11 protein-coding genes and 3 tRNA genes are annotated in these 18,221 nt (G+C 55.6%); 11 read left to right on the top strand and 3 right to left on the bottom strand.

The genetic code is table 11. The features are described from left to right. Positions 1–35 precede the first annotated feature (35 nt). The 9 genes from AC0B60_RS05860 to AC0B60_RS05820 all read left to right on the top strand — a co-directional run bounded on the left by AC0B60_RS05860 (position 36) and on the right by AC0B60_RS05820 (position 9,351). Positions 36–112, top strand: a tRNA-Arg gene (locus AC0B60_RS05860). A 96-nt stretch (positions 113–208) separates the two neighbouring features. Continuing rightward, positions 209–284 (top strand) — tRNA-His (locus tag AC0B60_RS05855). A gap of 55 nt (positions 285–339) precedes the next feature. After that, positions 340–424: transfer RNA gene (locus AC0B60_RS05850), tRNA-Leu, on the top strand. Between the two features lie 314 nt (positions 425–738). Further along, positions 739–2,043, top strand: a complete 1,305-nt coding sequence (gene tig, locus AC0B60_RS05845) for a trigger factor (protein ID WP_465084795.1) — start codon at positions 739–741, stop codon at positions 2,041–2,043. Positions 2,044–2,238: 195 nt separating this feature from the next. Next, positions 2,239–2,874 (top strand): ATP-dependent Clp endopeptidase proteolytic subunit ClpP, encoded by a 636-nt coding sequence (clpP, locus tag AC0B60_RS05840; protein WP_036205091.1) that lies wholly within the window; start codon positions 2,239–2,241, stop codon positions 2,872–2,874. A gap of 77 nt (positions 2,875–2,951) precedes the next feature. Beyond that, complete coding sequence (gene clpX / locus AC0B60_RS05835) at positions 2,952–4,235, top strand: ATP-dependent Clp protease ATP-binding subunit ClpX (protein ID WP_465084793.1); 1,284 nt, start codon at positions 2,952–2,954, stop codon at positions 4,233–4,235. A 160-nt stretch (positions 4,236–4,395) separates the two neighbouring features. After that, positions 4,396–6,813, top strand: coding sequence for an endopeptidase La (gene lon, locus AC0B60_RS05830; RefSeq protein ID WP_465084792.1), 2,418 nt, complete (start codon positions 4,396–4,398; stop codon positions 6,811–6,813). Positions 6,814–7,051: 238 nt separating this feature from the next. Continuing rightward, entirely contained in the window at positions 7,052–7,324 is a 273-nt protein-coding gene (locus AC0B60_RS05825; protein ID WP_036205867.1) for an HU family DNA-binding protein, read from the top strand. Between the two features lie 173 nt (positions 7,325–7,497). Further along, positions 7,498–9,351, top strand: coding sequence for a SurA N-terminal domain-containing protein (locus AC0B60_RS05820; RefSeq protein WP_465084790.1), 1,854 nt, complete (start codon positions 7,498–7,500; stop codon positions 9,349–9,351). Between the two features lie 574 nt (positions 9,352–9,925). Here AC0B60_RS05820 and pulA read toward each other — a convergent pair. From pulA to AC0B60_RS05805, 3 genes are all read right to left on the bottom strand, one after another. After that, positions 9,926–13,081 carry a pullulanase-type alpha-1,6-glucosidase gene (gene pulA, locus AC0B60_RS05815; RefSeq protein WP_465084789.1) on the bottom strand — a complete coding sequence of 1,052 codons (3,156 nt, stop codon included), beginning with the start codon at positions 13,079–13,081 and terminating at the stop codon, positions 9,926–9,928. A 248-nt stretch (positions 13,082–13,329) separates the two neighbouring features. Continuing rightward, positions 13,330–14,655 carry a carbohydrate porin gene (locus AC0B60_RS05810; protein ID WP_465084787.1) on the bottom strand — a complete coding sequence of 442 codons (1,326 nt, stop codon included), beginning with the start codon at positions 14,653–14,655 and terminating at the stop codon, positions 13,330–13,332. Positions 14,656–14,932: 277 nt separating this feature from the next. Further along, on the bottom strand, positions 14,933–15,805 hold the full coding sequence (locus tag AC0B60_RS05805) for a MurR/RpiR family transcriptional regulator (protein ID WP_465084785.1): 873 nt from the start codon (positions 15,803–15,805) through the stop codon (positions 14,933–14,935). A 214-nt stretch (positions 15,806–16,019) separates the two neighbouring features. Between AC0B60_RS05805 and zwf the strand changes: the two genes are divergently transcribed. Then, a complete protein-coding gene (gene zwf / locus AC0B60_RS05800) occupies positions 16,020–17,495 on the top strand; it encodes a glucose-6-phosphate dehydrogenase (protein WP_465084784.1) in 1,476 nt (491 codons plus the stop codon). After that, on the top strand, positions 17,488–18,201 hold the full coding sequence (pgl, locus tag AC0B60_RS05795; protein ID WP_465085169.1) for a 6-phosphogluconolactonase: 714 nt from the start codon (positions 17,488–17,490) through the stop codon (positions 18,199–18,201). The genes zwf and pgl overlap by 8 nt, the downstream gene beginning before the upstream one ends. The last annotated feature ends 20 nt before the right edge of the window (positions 18,202–18,221 follow it).

Below are 18,221 nucleotides of genomic sequence, written 5' to 3'. Positions count from 1 at the left end.
AGGATATTGAACAGTCAGGTGGGCGAACGGTTTATGCGCTCGTAGCTCAGCTGGATAGAGCATCGGCCTTCTAAGCCGGTGGTCGCAGGTTCGAGTCCTGCCGGGCGCGCCATACCGCAGACGGTTTGATCCGTCCCGGAGACACCGAATCAGCAAAGTTTACCTGAAGTGCCTGTTGGGGTCTCTGCCCGGCGGTAGTCTGGATGTGGTGGACGTAGCTCAGTTGGTAGAGCTCAGGATTGTGACTCCTGCGGTCGAGGGTTCGAACCCCTTCGTCCACCCCACTTTCCTGCTTGCAGTGATCTATGGCTCTTTTAGGTTGAGAATTCCGATTTTTTTGCCTCGGTGGTGGAATTGGTAGACACGATAGGTTTAGGTCCTGTTGCCGCAAGGCGTGGGGGTTCAAGTCCCTCCCGAGGTACCAAATCAGAAACCCTCTCAGAAATTCTGAGGGGGTTTTTTTATGGGTTACAGAAGTGGCTGGAGAGTGATTCCTGTCACATTGATGTGTATAGCCCCCTTTCTTTTTTGGTTTTAGTCCCCAACTCTCGTTTCAGATGATAGAGCGGCGAGCCCGCATTCCCGGATGTTGCCTGTAACAGGTGGATTCTCTCGGCACGGCAAACCGTGATAAACTACCCGCTTTTAAATTTTCGTCCTTTTCAGGGGATTTGTCCTGAAATCGAATTTAGCTTTTACTTTCATTCACATACCGAACCTGTAATTTGAGGATCTTCCATGCAAGTGTCTGTTGAAACGACCTCCAACATCGAACGTCGGATGACAATCGGTGTGCCCGCCCAGGAAATCGACCAGGCGGTTCAGAAACGCCTGCAGGAAACCGCTCGCACCGTAAAAATGAACGGTTTCCGCCCGGGCAAGGTGCCCATGCGTGTGGTGAAGCGTCGTTTTGGTGACAGCGTCCGGCAGGAGATTGTCGGCGAGGTTATGCGCGACAACTACATCAAGGCGCTGCAGGAGCAGGACATCAACCCAGCGGGATGGCCGAAGTTTGAGCCAAAAACCATGGAAGAGGGCAAGGACCTCGAGTTCGTGGCCATTTTCGAAGTATTGCCGGAAGTGGAGCTGGGTGATTTCAGCAAGATCTCCGTGGAAAAGCCGAAAGCCGAAATTGGCGATAAAGACGTCGACACCATGATCGACAACCTGCGTCGCCAGCAGGCCACCATGAAGTCGGTCAAACGCAAGTCCAAGAACAAGGATGTTGTACTGATCGATTTCAAAGGCACGGTAGATGGTGAAGAGTTCGAAGGCGGTGCTGCTGAGAACCACAAACTGACCCTCGGTTCTGGCCAGATGATCCCCGGTTTCGAGAAAGGCATTGTCGGCGGTAAAGCTGGTGAAGAGCTTGAGATCGAAGTGACCTTCCCGGAGGACTATCAGAACGAAGATCTGGCAGGCAAGCCTGCTAAATTCGAAATCAAGATTCACGATGTTCAGGAGCCGCAGCTACCGGAGCTGGACGCAGAATTCTTCAAGAAATTTGGTATCGACGCCGAAGACGAAGCCACGTTCCGTGAAGAAGTGCAAAAGAACATGGAGCGTGAGCTCAAGCAGGCGGTCTCCAACAAGGTCAAGAATGACGTGGTTGAGGGGCTTCTTGAAAGCACCGAGCTTGAAGTACCTACGGCCCTGGTGGATCAGGAAATTGATCGCCTGCGCCAGGACGCAGTACAGCGGTTCGGCGGCCAGGTTGACTTCCAGCAGTTGCCTAAGGAAATCTTCGAAGAGCAGGCTCGTCGCCGTGTGAAAACAGGCCTTCTGTTCCAGGAAGTGGTCAAGCAAAATGACCTGAAGGCAGATCCTGCTAAAGTGGATGAAAAGATCCAGGAAATTGCGTCAACGTATGAACAACCTGAAGAGGTTGTGGCGCATTTCAACAGCAGCCCAGAGCAGAAGCAGCAGATCGAGTCATCTGTTCTTGAAGATACGGTTGTTGATCTGATTCTTGACCAGGCCAAGGTCAAGGAGAAGAAGCTTAAGTACGAAGAGGCTATCCAGGCTGGTCAGCAGCAGGGTTAAAGAAGGCGGGGCCATTACAGATTGGCCCCAGCATGCCTGGGAAGTATAACAGCCGGCACGTCCGGCTGTTTTCATCTTGGCCTGGTGCTGGCACAGTAATAGCTAGCCATGATAAGAAGACGAGGCGTAGCTGATTTATAAGCGGTGGCGAATAAAAAAAGCCACTCCATTGTCCAGAAGGAGTTCACGCGCATCATGACGCAGACACCAATTGATGGTCCCGCAATGGTTACCAATTCCGGCCTGGTACCAATCGTTATCGAGCAGACCGCACGAGGCGAACGTTCTTTTGACATTTTTTCCCGTCTGTTAAAAGAGCGGGTAATTTTCCTGGTGGGTCCGGTTGAAGACCATATGGCCAACCTGATTGTGGCTCAGTTGCTGTTCCTGGAGTCCGAGAACCCGGATAAAGATATTCATTTGTACATCAATAGCCCGGGCGGCTCCGTTACTGCGGGCATGTCTATCTATGACACCATGCAGTTCATCAAGCCCGATGTGGCCACGCTGTGTGTTGGCCAAGCTGCCAGCATGGGCGCGTTCCTGCTGGCGGGTGGTGCAGAGGGCAAGCGTGCCTGTCTGCCGAATTCGCGGGTTATGATTCATCAACCGTTAGGTGGTTATCAGGGGCAGGCAACGGATATTGAGATCCACACACGTGAGATCCTGAAGATCCGGCACACTCTGAATTCCATTCTGGCCCATCACACCGGCCAGAAGCTGGACACCATCGCCAAGGATACGGACCGTGATAATTTCATGGATCCTCAGCAGGCGAAGGACTACGGGCTGATTGATTCTATACTTGATAAGCGTGTACCGAATAAATAATACTGAAGGTAATCGCAACATTCCCTGCTGGCGTATTGAGGTGAGTGCGCCAGCAAACCAAGCTCAGAGGTATTTCAATGGCAGATGAAAGAAACGGCAGAGGCGACGATAACGGCAAGTTGCTGTACTGCTCGTTTTGTGGAAAGAGCCAGCATGAAGTCCGTAAGCTCATTGCAGGGCCCTCGGTGTTCATCTGCGACGAGTGCGTCGACCTGTGCAACGATATTATCCGGGAGGAGATCCAGGAGAATGCACAGGAAGAGGCCAGTGATCGTCTTCCGACACCCGCTGAAATCCGCGACACGCTGAATGAATACGTGATCGGCCAGGACCGGGCCAAGGTGGTGCTATCCGTAGCGGTCTATAACCACTACAAGCGTCTTCGCTACGGTGAGGGCAAAGCTGAGGTAGAGCTTGGCAAGAGTAATATCCTGCTGATCGGCCCGACGGGTAGTGGTAAAACCCTGCTTGCCGAGACGCTGGCCCGGATGCTGAATGTTCCCTTCACCATTGCCGATGCGACCACGCTGACCGAAGCAGGCTACGTCGGTGAAGACGTGGAGAACATCATCCAGAAGCTTCTGCAGAAATGCGATTACGATGTCGACAAGGCCCAGCGAGGCATTGTGTACATCGACGAAATTGACAAGATTTCCCGCAAGTCTGACAACCCGTCTATTACCCGGGATGTGTCCGGTGAAGGCGTTCAGCAGGCTCTGCTCAAGCTGATCGAGGGCACCGTGGCATCGGTTCCGCCCCAGGGTGGCCGCAAACACCCGCAGCAGGAGTTCCTGCAGGTGGACACCGGCAACATGCTGTTTATCTGCGGCGGCGCCTTTGCTGGCCTGGATAAGGTGATCCAGGAGCGCTCAGAGCGCAGCAGTATTGGTTTCTCTGCGCTGGTGAAGAGTCCGGACGACGCCAAGAATACGGGCGATATCATTAAGGATGTCGAAACCGAGGACCTGGTCAAATACGGCCTGATCCCGGAATTTGTCGGTCGTCTGCCTGTTGTGGCGACTCTCACAGAACTGGATGAAGAAGCGCTTGTCCAGATCCTGACTGAGCCCAAGAACGCACTGACCAAGCAGTATCAGAAGCTGTTTGATATGGAAGGCGTGGAGCTGGACTTCCGCGAAGATGCGCTGCGGGCCGTTGCCCGCAAGGCCATGGAGCGTAAAACCGGCGCTCGTGGTCTTCGTTCCATCATGGAAGCCACATTGCTGGATACCATGTATCAGATTCCTTCTGAGCATGACGTCTCCAAGGTGGTTATCGATGAGAGCGTTATCAGCGGTCAATCCGAGCCCTTCAAGATCTATGCGAGCAGCGACCACGCCAAGGCAGTGCCAGAAGATTGATGCTCTGGTGAGTCGGCGTTTAAAAAAGGGCGGAAACGCCCTTTTTTTATGCCCGGACCGGGCCCGGAAGTGGTGCGTGAGGGCGTAAAAAGATTGCAATTTTTGCTGTCGCCCCAATGAAGGGTGATATGCTGAATCAAACATCGTCAGAGGATTTTCTATGACCCTGATACCTGAAGAATCCGTGCAAGAATACCCGCTGTTGCCACTGAGAGATGTGGTGGTGTTCCCGCACATGGTGGTGCCGCTTTTTGTGGGCCGGGAAAAGTCCATACAGGCACTGGAAGCGGCCATGGAGGGCAACAAGGAAATCCTGCTGGTGGCGCAGAGAGATGCGTCAACGGACGAGCCAGGCCCGGATGACGTATTTGCCATGGGCACCGTTGCCACGGTATTGCAAATGCTCAGGTTGCCGGATGGCACCGTTAAGGTCTTGGTGGAGGGTAACGCCCGTGCAACCATTACCGGCATCGCCGATGGCGAATATCTCTCCGGCACGGCCATGCTGATGGATGAGGACTCCCTGCCGGCCAGGGAAGAAGAAGTCCTGGTCAAAACCCTGATGGACGAGTTCGAGAAGTATGTGAAGCTCTCCAGGAAAGTGCCCTCTGAAGTCTCCAACGCGCTGACAGGGATTAATGAGCTTGAACGCCTTGCAGATACCATGGCGGCCCACCTCGAATTGAAAATTCCCGAGAAGCAAGAGCTTCTGGAAGCGCTTGAGATTCGTCAACGCGTTGATTTGCTGTTGGGCAAGCTGGACGGGGAAATTGACCTGATTGAAGTCGAGAAGCGTATCCGCGGCCGCGTCAAGAAACAGATGGAGCGCAGTCAGCGTGAGTACTACCTTAACGAGCAGATGAAAGCCATCCAGAAAGAGATGGGTAGTCTCGGTGAGGGCAACAACGATTTTGAAGAGCTCGAGCAGAAACTTGAAGAAGCCGGCTTGCCTGAAGAGGCCCGCAAGAAAACCGAAGCGGAACTGAACAAGTTAAAAATGATGTCGCCGATGTCCGCAGAGGCAACGGTAGTGCGCGGTTACATCGACTGGATGTTGGCTATTCCGTGGAAAAAGCGCAGTCGTGTTCGCCACGACATCGAAAAGGCCCGCGACATCCTGGATGAGGATCACTACGGCCTGGACGAAGTTAAGAAGCGGATTCTGGAGTATCTGGCTGTCCAGAGTCGGGTGAAAAAAGTGAAGGGTCCAGTTCTCTGTCTGGTAGGTCCTCCCGGTGTTGGTAAGACCTCTCTTGGCCAATCGATCGCCCGCGCAACAAATCGCAAGTACACACGTATGGCACTGGGTGGCGTTCGTGATGAAGCGGAGATTCGCGGCCATCGCAAAACCTATATCGGGGCTTTGCCGGGCAAGCTGTTGCAGAAACTGTCCAAGGTGGGTGTGAAGAACCCGCTGTTCCTGTTCGATGAGATCGACAAAATGGGCATGGATCATCGTGGCGACCCGGCGTCAGCGTTGCTGGAAGTGCTCGACCCGGAACAGAACCACACCTTCAACGACCATTACCTGGAGGTCGATTACGATCTCTCCGATGTGATGTTCGTGTGCACGTCGAACTCCATGGACATTCCGCCGGCGCTCCTGGACCGCATGGAAATAATCCGTATTCCGGGGTACACCGAGGACGAAAAGGTCAATATTGCGCTGAAGTATCTGTTGCCCAAGCAGGTAAAGGCCAACGGCCTTCGCAAAAACGAATTGGACATGCCGGAGCAAACGCTTCGTGACCTGATTCGCTACTACACCCGTGAGGCCGGCGTACGCGGTCTTGAGCGGGAGATCGCCAAGATCTGCCGTAAAGTGGTGCGTGATCATGTTGAAAGCGGTGACAAGGCCTCTGTGACGCTCTCGCCGGAGATGCTTGAGGACTATTCCGGCGTCAAGAAGTTCAAGTATGGTTTGGCCGAGGAGAAGAATCAGGTCGGGCAGGTGACAGGCCTTGCCTGGACCCAGGTCGGTGGTGAGTTGCTGACCCTGGAATGCGCGCTGACCAAAGGCAAGGGGCGGGTGGTCAAGACCGGCTCCCTGGGCGATGTAATGCAGGAGTCAATCCAGGCCGCCCTGACAGTGGTCAGAAGTCGTGCGCTGGGATTGGGTATCAGTGACGATTTCCATGAGAAACACGATCTGCACGTCCATGTTCCCGAGGGCGCGACGCCAAAAGATGGTCCTAGCGCCGGTATCGGCATGTGCACGGCACTGGTTTCTTCATTGACCCAGATTCCGGTTCGGGCCGACGTAGCGATGACGGGTGAGATCACCCTGCGTGGTCGGGTTCTGCCCATCGGAGGGCTCAAGGAGAAGCTGTTGGCGGCCCATAGAGGCGGTATAAAGACGGTCATTATACCTGATGAAAATGCCCGTGATCTCAAAGAGATACCGGACAATATCAAGGAATCACTGGAAATTCGGCCGGTCAAATGGATTGACGAGGTGCTCGATATTGCACTGGCCTATCCGCCGGAACCCCGCACCGAAGATTCGTCCTCAGAAACGGGTACAGGTAAGCCCCGTGACGAAGACGGCGACGCTGCAGAGCGCATAAATACACATTAAACACGCGTTGTATTGTTGACATGCGAGAGAGCCCATTGGTATAACTGTTTCGCCGTGAAGCAGCCAATATCAAGGGCTCCCGCGCAGTCAATGCCTATTCCGAATACCGGTTAGTAACCGAAAGGAATAAAAATAGTGAAGAATGGAATTCTCTGACAGCTTATGCGATAGTCGGGAACGTCCAGGAAACAACAAACCAACCTATAACATCTTCAACCTGAAATCGAAGGGGTTTAGTGTGAACAAGTCCGAACTGATCGATGCAATTGCAGAATCCGCAGATATCTCCAAAGCCGCTGCTGGCCGTGCTCTGGATGCCATGACCACCTCCATCACCGGTGCCCTTAAAAAAGGCGATCAGGTAACCCTGATTGGTTTTGGTACTTTCTCTGTTAAAGAGCGTGCCGCTCGTACCGGCCGTAACCCGCAGACGGGTGCCGAGATCAAGATCCCGGCCTCCAAGGTGCCTGGGTTCAAGGCAGGTAAGGCCCTGAAAGACTCCGTTAAGTAACGGACTCTTTCATCTGGCAATGTCCGGGGTTCCCGGTCATTGTCGGAGCGGTTGGCCCGGTGGCGATACCGCTGCCAGCCTGCTCCGGATGAATTCAAGGCGCATTCCTGAAAGAATGCGCCTTTTTACGTTAAGAGACCCTCACAGACTTTGATCAGGGATCCGGGAGAGACATGCTTCAAGATATTCGGGAAAATGCCCAGGGCACCATTGCCAAAATCATCATTGGCCTTCTGATTGTTTCACTTTCTATCTGGGGAATGGACGCGATTGTCGGTGGTTTTTCCGGCGAGCCTGAAGTGGCAACGGTTAATGGGGAAGACATCACCGAGAGGGAGTTCCTCCGGGTTGTACAGATCGAGAGTCAACGCCGCCTGTCAGAAATGGAGAATCCAGATCCGTCGTTGCTGGATGAAGATCAGGTGCGTCAGAATGTTCTCGATGCCCTGATCCAGCAAAAAGTGATGACCCTGAACGCCGAAGACCAGGGGCTCGAGCTCTCCGATGCCGATATTGACTCCCTGATCACCCAGATGCCCCAGTTCCAGGTCGACGGTACCTTTAATCGCGACCGGTTTGTGTCTGCGGTCAGGAATATGGGAATGGGCGTTGCGGAGTTCCGCGAAACCATGCGCAAGCAGTATGTGGTTAACCAGATCCGTGCCGGTATCTCTCAGAGCGGTGTTGTGACGGATGAAAATGTGGCTCAGTTGCTGCGGATTCAGAACCAGACCCGTGACTTCCGTGTGACAACGCTCTCTGCAGGTGCTGTGAGCGATCAAGTGGACGTGACCGAGTCCGATGTAGAAGCTTACTACGATGAGAACCAGGGCGCCTTCAACCTGCCTGAGAGCGTGGATGCCAGTTACATTGTTTTGTCACTGACGACACTCGCTGAATCCATCGATGTCAGCGATGATCAACTGCGTGACTATTATGAACAGCGGTCCTCTGAGCTGGCCCGCGAAGAACGACGCGCCTCACACATCCTGATTGAGGATGGAGAGAACGCTGAAGAGACCATGGCGACGATTCAGGAGCGTCTGGAAGCTGGTGAATCGTTTGCAACCCTTGCTGAGGAATTTTCCGTGGACACGGTTTCCGCAGAGCAGGGGGGCGATCTGGGCTTTGCTGAGCGCGGTGTCTACGATCCGGCCTTTGAAGAAGCCCTGTTTGCACTTGAAGAAGGGGAAGTATCCGATCCGGTGTCCACCAGCTTCGGTGTACATCTCATCAAGCTTGAGGACGTGCAGAAAACCGAAGCGCCCCCATTGGCGGAACTGGAGGACCAACTCCGCCGTGAGCTTGCCCAGCGTGAGGCCACCGAGCGTTTTGCCGAAGTTCGTTCAGAGCTCGCTGACCTGGCCTATGCGGCTGACGATCTGGTCGGTCCTGCAGAGGAGCTGGGTCTCGAAGTGAGGGAAAAGAGTGGTATCACCCGGGATGGAGGTGAAGCGCCCTTTGACCACGCGGGCCTGATCCGCCAGTTGTTTTCCGAGGACGTATTGACCGAAGGGTTTAACACTGAGCTGATTGACGTCGGCGACAACATGTCCGTCGTTGCGCGGGTGGGTGAGTACCAAGAGGCGCAACAGCAGCCGCTTGAGGAAGTGGCCGACGAGATTCGTGCGGCACTGACCAGTCAGAAGACTCGCGAAGCGCTCAGCGAGCGTGCTGATGCTATCATCGCTGACCTCCAATCCGGCAAGAACGTTGGAGAGCTGGGGCTTGACGAGTGGCAATCCTATGAAGATCAGCCCAGGAGTAACCCAGCGCTCGGTGGTGCCGTAATGTCCCAGGTATTTTCACTTCAGCGCCCTGGCGATGGTAACAATGTATACGGTTCCGTGGTGTCTGGTGACAGCGCGACCATCGTGGCTCTCGATGCAGTTAACGAGGGTGACGTGAGCCGTGATGGTGGTGAATTCCAGCAGCTTCGCGGTTTCCTGGCATCGCTTGAGGGGCAGCGCGAGTATCAGGCGTATCAGCAGTTCCTCAGGGAGAACGCCGAAGTAGAACGGCCGTAACAACAAGGCACCCGGTATCGGGTGCCTTGTTGCATTGCACGAGAGGCCCGGGCAACGCCCCGGGCTTTTTTCGTTGGCCTCGTCGATGTAGATTTCGGGCGTTTCCCCGCGTACATCGAAGTAGAACCCATAGGTACCGGTCTCGGGCGGGGTAAAGCGGAAGTTTTCGAAGACCGCGGAGCAATTAGTCTTTACCGGTTTGTTCAACTGAACATCCTTGTCTTCTTCCGACAGATAGCCGCAATTGGTGCCCGACGTCCAGTTGGCATCACCAAATTTGAACTCGTAGGGTTGCCCATCAGCCTTGAGTTCCACTTCTGTGCGATAGAGCCCGTTGTCCACTTTCTTGACCTTGTATTCCGGCAGTGCATCCCACCAGGCAAATTGCCCACGTAGATACAAGGATTTGCTGTAGTCCCGTTCACCACCGGTGGTGGCGCAGCCGGCAGTGATGGCCATAACCGAGGCCAGAGCCAATGTTGTGAGTTTCCTGTTCATGATTGTCTCCTTTGTGGTTGCTGGCCCCATGGAACCTGTTCCTCCATGGGGCCGCCAGGTGCCGTTGTCAGCGGCCTTATCGATTGAATACAGCCACTGACAGGGCGGGAACCGTGAAGGTGCCGTTCGCTGCTGCAGCGGTCTGTTCCGGGGAGGTGTCCGCCATCACGGAAAAGGCCTCATTAAGGCTGGTGTCCAGTGCCTGTTGGGTCCCTGTGCTGTTGATCACCACGACGACCTGATCCACGTCGCTGTCCAGATCGGTCAGGCCGTTGTCGGGGCCATCGTCCAGACTGAAGGCAATTACGCCGGGTACCTGGCTGGGTCCGGTGTTGTGGAACGACAGTCGTTCACTGACCTGTTCGGCGGTGCGTAGACGGAAAAGCTCGCTTTCGCTACGAACGATCAGCAACTTCTCGACCTGCTCGCGGGTGTAGTCGATCTCGCTTGGCGTTGGGCCGGCCTGGAACTGGCCGATGATCTCGGTGATCAGGTCCCAGTTCGCGCCGTCCTTGTCCTGACGGGGCAGGCCACGATTCCAGGCGGTTTCCTGGTAACTGAAGTCGACTTCATTAAACCAGTCGCCGGAATCGTAACTGTCCCTTTCCATGGATTTGGAACGCAGCAATTCCGAGCCCATATGGATGAAGGGAATGCCCTGGCTGAGGATGGGGACGGAAAGGCCCACCACCTGCATCTGGGCACGTTGCTGAAGCGTGGTGGCGAAATCCGCCTTGTACTGGTTGTTGTCCCAGAGCGTCTGGTTGTCGTGCTTGGAAACGTAGTTGATGATTTCCTGGGGGTCGCTGGTATACCCGGCATTCTGGCCGTTGTAATCGATCTCCGCTCCGGTCCTTGTAGAACCATCGGCGGTGACCAGCGAATAGTCGCTCAGGCTGCCGGCAATGCCAACGCGGATCCAGTCGCTGATCTGCAGTAGGCGGGTTTTCTCAGCGTCACTGCCGCTGTTGCGGTCGTTGGGGATGCTGAACAGACCATTGCTGAAGCCCTGGTTGGCGCGCAGTGCGTCACCGCCATCGAAGGGGCCACCACCACGTACGGCGTCACGCAGGCGATCGTTGAAGGAGCCGATGCCCGTGCCGGGCATGTTTGGCTGGATGGCGTTGACGCCACGAGCATTATTGGCGACTTCACCGAAGTTCCAGCCCTCGCCGTAGAAGTAAGTGTCTGGATCGACCGCAGTTACGGCATCCAGCGCCTTCTCCATATTCGACAGCATATGGTGTCCCATCAGGTCGAATCGGAATCCGGAAATGCCGTATGCCGACGCCCAGGTGACCAGGGAGTCGATCATCAGCTTTTCCATCATCCGGTGCTCGGACGCGGTGTTTTCACAGCAGGTTGACTGCTCAACAACGCCGGTTTCGGGATTCTGGCGGTGGTAGTAGCCGGGGACCAGTTTGTCGAGAACCGACTTGTCGGCAAGCCCGGAGGCGTTGGTGTGGTTGTAGACCACATCCAGGACCGCGTTCAGACCCAGATTGGTGGCGGACTGCACCATTTCACGGAATTCCCGTATCCGGGTCACGCCGTTGGCATCGGAGGCATAGCTGCCCTCGGGAACGGTGTAGTGCACCGGGTCATAGCCCCAGTTGAAGCTGTCGAGGCCACGAAAAGTGCCATACAGCGCCTGGGCATCGCCGGTTGCAGGGTCGAAGGACGCCAGGACCGTGCGGATGGTGTCGCCACTGCTGCAGAGGTCCGCGTAGTTCGCTGCAGCTTCGTCGGAAAGGTCGCACAGCTTGCTGAAGTCGTCGTCGATATTGACCACCTCGGCCGGGTCTTCGTTGATCGTTGCTATATCGAAAGACGGCAGCAGGTGGAGATGGGTGATGCCGGCATTCGCCAGGCTTTCCAGGTGAGCGACGCCATCGCTGGTGGATTCCGTAAAGGCGGCGTACTTGCCCCGGTTGGCAGCCGCAACGGTTTCGTCGGTGGCGCTGAAGTCGCGAATATGAGTCTCGTACACGACAACGTCTTCCGGAGCCTGCACTGCCGGTGGGGTCAGGCTGTCCCAGTTGGCCGGTTTCAGGTCGCTGTCATCCAGGTCGACGACCTGTGAATACACCCCGTTTTCGGAAAGGCTCAGGGCGTATGGGTCCGACGTCATGGTGGTTTCGATGGCATCGGTACGTGGATGGTAGACCGTCACTTCGTACTGATAGAACTTGCGGTCAACATTGGCGGTATTTCCGGTATGCCTCCATACGCTGTTATCACGCGTCATGTCGACTGGATATCCACTCACTATGCTGCCGTCGGCATTAAACACATGCAGACGCATGTTCTGTGCCGTTGGTGCCCAAACTGCGAACTCAGTATCGGAACCATTAATGGTGGCGCCAAGGGTGCCATCATAGGCATGTAGGTCGTCCAGAACGCCCGGAATCTGTAGGCGAGTGGCGGATATCAATTCGTCGCTGCTATTGTAGGCGGCTGCAACCAGTTGGCCGCGAAGCGCTTCCGCTTTGGTTTGTGCGTCGGTATCGACAGAGTAGGCAGGCCAGCCCGCAAGGTGTGGAAACGCCTCCTCCAGATCTGGTGATAAGGTAGTAGTGCTCAACGCAATAACGCTGCCGCCTGCAAGGGCTTTGTTGGGGGTATCGACGGTTATGCCAGCATCGGCATCGTATCGGAGCTCCACGCTGGCGGCGCTGCTGGTGTCCGCGAACACCAGAGTGTTGGCATCCAGCCAGTGTGCCTTGGCGCCATCAATGGTGAGTTCCTCAGCCTCAATGGGGTCTGGAGAGAGCAATTGACTGCCGCTGACGGTGAAAATGCGATTGCCCAGGGCGCCAAAGTGCCAGCGTTTGTCGTCACCCCCCAGATCCTTTTCATCCCCCTTGTGCATGATGAAGTTCATGCAGTCACCGCCTTCGCGCATGGGGATGATGTAGTAGGCACCGTAGGTATCATTCACGCCGCTGGGAGTACGGGGGCTGGCCCATTCCGTGGGAATGCCTTCGGCGAGCCCATCGCAACCGGCTGCTGCGTCATTCCACAGGTGAGGTCCCCAGCCGTCATAGTCACCGGCGGGGCGTTTGTAATAGAGGATGGCTTCGTTGTCGCCGGGTTCCAGCAGGGCGGTGGAGTCCCCGCCTCCGCCGTCGCCGGAGTCGGAAGGTGAGCTGTTGCTACCGGAGTTGCAACCGACGAGAGCCAGGGACAAAGCCAGGGCCCAGCCGCCTGCAACCAGTTTATGGTCAGGCATAACGCGTATCCTTTTTCCATTGTTGTTGTTTGGGATGTTGCTTGCGAACCGGCAGAACCTGTACGCAAACGTTGCAGGATCATGGTTGCGCGAAGAGCTCGGCCACACATCCTTCGGCAACGGACTTTTGCGGGCGTAGTCTGAGGGGCGTATGGGGAGTAGAGAATAGAGGAGTGGCGCGTACAAAAAAGGGCCGGCTGAAAAGCCGGCCCAAGGAGGTCCAACGAGAGTGTGTGGTGTTTAGAGCCTTACCACCAGGCTTCGATCTGGGCACCAATCTGGATGTCGCCATCGATGCCCTCACTGCGAGCGGCTTCCGCCTGATCGCCGAAGAACGCTGCCGCATAGGCACGGATTACCGGGCGTGCCCAGTAACCGGGGCCTGCGCTCCACTGTTGCGCAATGGCAACTTTCTGCAGGTCGGTTTCTTCGTCGTTGTAGGGCTGGTGCACATCCTCATAGCCGATTTCCAGAGCTGTGCTGGTCACGGAGTTCCAGTTGTAGATCGGGCGAGCAACAACACTCAGGCGGGTGGGTTCCTCTTCGTTGATCGGACCGTAAGTTTCACCTTTGGAATACAGGGCGGAGTAGCCAAGTTCCCAAGGGCCTCCGAGTTTGATTACACCATGGTTCAATACGCGCCAGCTCTTTTCGAGCGTGCCATCGTAGTAGGGGGCGTTGAGGCTTGCGTTACCACCCTGGTTGGCAAAGGCGGCTTCGCCCAGTGAGTCGGTCGCATACTGCAGGACGAATTTGTTAAAGCCACCCATGAAGCCTGATGCCAGCTCAATGGTACCGAAGAAGCCATCTTCGTCCATGATGCCGGCGGCTTCCTGTTCATCGGTCAGGTCAGCCATGCCATAGATGCCCGCCAGTGTGAGCGTGCTTTCGCCAACTGGAAAAGCGTAGCGCAGGTCCAGCTTATTGTTCTGGACGATGGTGTCGCTTTCCTGTTTGTCGAAGTTGATCCATGCGGCGGAAAACTGGCCAGCACCGGCCTGGATGTTTTCAACGCCGGCACCGTAGCCGGAGTTGTTGATGTAGAACAGGTCCAGTTGGTGCACGTCATGACGCTTGTAAAAACGCTTGCCGGCCCAAAGCGTAGCGCCAGGAAGCGACTCGATGACGTTGGTGCCTGACACGTAAAGCTGACGAACCGCTACTTCGCCGCCGCTATACGGGTTGCCGTTGTTGCGAGTGGTTTCCTGGCCCGCAAAATCGACGCCGTTGACGTCATCGGCGCCGTCAAATGCCTGGTAGTCGTTACCCTGGTTGATGGCTTCGTAGGAAACCATAGAGTCGAAGCGGAACGTTTTACCGTCCTCACTGAAGAGCTGGTCGCCAAAGGCCAGCTCTGCATAAGTGTCGCATTCATCTGCAAGGCGTCCAACAAAGTGGCCGTTGGCACCGCTACCGAAACAGGTTTGTTCTCCGCCACTGCTGGTGTTGGTGGAAAGGCCTGAGCGAGCGTAGCCATGGAAATCAACGGCGATGGCCGGCGTAGCCATGATGGCAGCTGTGACCGCAGCCGCAAGCGGGAGTTTGTTCGGGAAAAAGCGCTTATTGTTTTGCATCATCTGTGTCCTGTGCTTTTTGTCTTTTTTGAATGTCAGGGAAGCGGAAGTTCCGACATCGTGTCGTGGACAGTCAGTTGCGGATCAGGCCTCCGGTTCCCTTGATTGCAGCTTCTGCCAATCAGACATTGGGAAACCGGATTTCATAGTCCTGTAACGGGAGGGGTAGTGCATCCTCCGCCCTGAAGAAAAAGGGGGGTGAGTTTTCAGGGGGAGGAGGGGCGTAGAAGGATGAGACACTAAATCAGTGACTTTGCTACCTTTAAAAGCGGTGCGCTCAGGTGGTCGGGAAGCGGGTTGGTTTCAGGCTTTCCTTGATTTTTTTAAGGTGGCCCAGGAAATCCGCCCCGCGTTTGAGGGTTACGCCGGTCGCGAGGATATCGATGACCGTCAGGTGAATAATGCGGGAGGACATCGGCATATAAACCTCGGTGTCCTCCGGCGCCGTTACTTCAATGACGACCGTGCAAACGTCTGCCAGTGGCGAACCCGGCATGGTGATGCCGATAACGGTAGCGCCGTTGGTTCGCGCGTGCTGTGCAATCTCTACGGTTTCGCGAGTGCGCCCGGTATAGGAAATAAGCACGATGACATCGCCCTTGGCGGCACCGGCGGCAACCATGCGCTGCATCAGCGCGTCATCATAAGACATGACCGGGATGTTGAAGCGAAAGAACTTGTGCTGGGCGTCCATCGCAACGGGGGCGGAGCCGCCCATGCCGAAAAAGTTGATCTGCTTGGCCTGGATCAGATAATCGATGGCTGACGCCAGTGCTTTTGGATCAAGGGCCTGGCGGGCCTTGTCGAGGCTGGCAATGGTGCTGAGCATGATCTTGTCGGAGAACTCTGCGACAGTGTCGTCGGGCTCCACATTCTGACCAATATACGGTGTGCCAGTGGCAATGCTCTGGGCCAGGCGTATTTTGAAATCAGGAAAACCGGTGGCTGAAAACCCACGGCAGAAGCGGTTGACCGTTGGTTCACTGACGTCCGCTGCCCTGGCCAGTGCGGCTATGCTGTAACGGGTGGCCGCACTTGGGTCGCGAAGAATCGCCTCGGCAACCTTGCGCTCTGATTTATTGAGCGTGTCCAGTCTTAACTGGATATCTTCGAGCAGGTTGTCATCGCGTTGCGCCTGGTTCGCAGCCATTTGGGATACTCCCTGAATCATCGGCGTTCTTGTGAAAATCCGGGCTGATTATAGCGTGTTTTTGCCAGGTTTGTGGTAGTAAATATGTCAATAATTCGAAAATATTCTTGGAAAATGTCAATTTGGGTGTCATTATTTGCATAAAATTACTACATTGATGCCTCGAGTCGTGCGGTAGTGCGCTGCTGCATGGAAACAAAGAGAGAAGGAACCGATGGCTGATCCGATAAATACCCGCTGTGATCTTATGATGTTTGGTGCGCTTGGTGACCTGGCGCAACGCAAACTGTTTCCTGCGCTGTATCAGCTTGAGCGTGCCGGACTGCTCCATAAGGGTAGTCGTATTCTGGCAATCGCGAGAAACAAGGCAGACAGCAGCGAGGTTCGCAAGACTCTTCTTGGTAAATTGAAAGAGCACGTCAAGAAAGACGAATTTGATGCCGATGTGGCCGAGCAGTTCCTGCGGCGCGTGGATTACCAATTCCTCGATTTTACCAATCCTGAAGGCTATAGCGCTCTAAACGACTGGCGCAGCACGGAGCCCAGCAATCTGATCGTCTACATGGCTACTCCTCCGGCCATGTACGGTGAGATTTCACGCAACCTCCGGGGGAATAACTGTTGCGACCAGAACACCCGGGTGGTTGTAGAGAAGCCGATTGGCCACGACCTTGAGTCGTCCAAGGTCATTAATGACGAGTTGGGTGAGGTCTATAACGAGAACCAGTTGTTCCGTATCGACCATTATCTGGGTAAGGAAACGGTACAGAACCTCATCGCGCTACGGTTTGCTAACAACCTATTCGCCTCCCAGTGGGATCAGAACCATATTTCCCACGTCGAGATTTCGGTGGCTGAGAGCGTAGGTATCGAAGGCCGCTGGGGCTATTTCGACAAGGCCGGCCAGGTTCGCGACATGGTGCAGAATCATCTGCTTCAGCTGTTGTGCCTGATCGCCATGGATCCACCTTCGGACCTGTCTGCAGACAGCATCCGTAATGAGAAGGTGAAAGTGCTGAAGGCGATGCGCCGCATCACTCCGGACATGATGGACACCCATGTGGTTCGTGGACAGTACACCGCTGGAACCAGCGGTGGGAAGCCCGTGCCCGGGTATCTGGAAGAAGAGGGCGCTGCCCGCGGCAGCAAGACCGAAACCTTTGTGGCCCTGAAGGCTGAAATTGATAACTGGCGCTGGTCCGGCGTGCCGTTCTACATCCGCACGGGCAAGCGCCTGCCGGAGAAGCTGTCGCAAATCATCATTCACTTCAAGCCGGCGCCACACTACATCTTTGACCCGGACCAGAAGCACCTGGCCAACAACAAGCTCATCATCCGCTTGCAACCGGACGAGGGTATGTCCCTGCAAATTCTGACCAAGGACCAGGGGTTGGATAAGGGCATGCGCTTGCGCCAGGGACCTTTGGAACTGACGTTCTCGGAAACCTTCGAGACCGACCGCATACCGGATGCATACGAGCGTCTGCTCTGGGAGGTCATGAAGGGCAATCAGTATCTGTTCGTCCGTCGTGACGAAGTGGAGCACGCCTGGCAATGGGTCGACCAGATCATGCGCAACTGGGACGACAGTGGCGTGCCGCCAAAACGCTACGCCGCAGGCACCTGGGGCCCGGTTGCCTCCATCGCTTTGATTACCCGTGACGGAAGGAGCTGGTATGAAGATGCATGACCTGCACCTGCCGGAATCGGTGGATGCGTATTTTTTCGATACCCCTGATGACACGGCTGTTGCGCTGGCGGATGCGGTTGCAAAGCACCTCGCGGAACGGCTGTTGATTGCCCCCCGTGCCAGTCTGGTGGTTTCGGGTGGCTCAACTCCGCTGCCGTTTTTTGAGGCTTTGCGGGAAAAACCGCTGGATTGGGCGCGAATTGACGTGCTGCTGGCGGACGAGCGCTGGGTGCCTGAAGACGATAAAGACAGCAACACCCGCCTGGTGCGGGAAAATCTGTTACAGGGCCCAGCTTCAGAAGCCCGGTACCTGTCCCTCAAGCAGCCCGGCGATACGCCAGCGGATGGTCTGGCGGCCGTGGAAGCGGCCATTGAAGAACTCCACCTTCCGCTGGATGTACTGATCCTGGGCATGGGCAACGACGGTCATACCGCGTCACTGTTTCCGGATGCGCCTGAACTTGACCGGGCCCTGGATACGGACTCCGCTGACATCGTGGCGCCGATGACACCGCCTTCACAGTCCCAGAAGCGTATCACACTGACACTGCGGGCCTTGAGCCGCGCTGGTTTCACGGTGCTGCACCTGAAAGGGGATGACAAGCTAAAAACCTTGCAGGCCGCTTGCAGCGAAATCGGAAATATCCGCGAAATGCCCATCCGCGCCTTTCTGAAACCGGGGCTGCAGGTTTATTGGAGCGCTTAAGGCTATTCGCCCGAGATTTG

Source organism: Marinobacter sp. V34 (genome assembly GCF_055524115.1).
The sequence above is the reverse complement of the archived record's forward strand: the minus strand, read 5'-3'. Positions and strand labels throughout refer to the sequence as shown.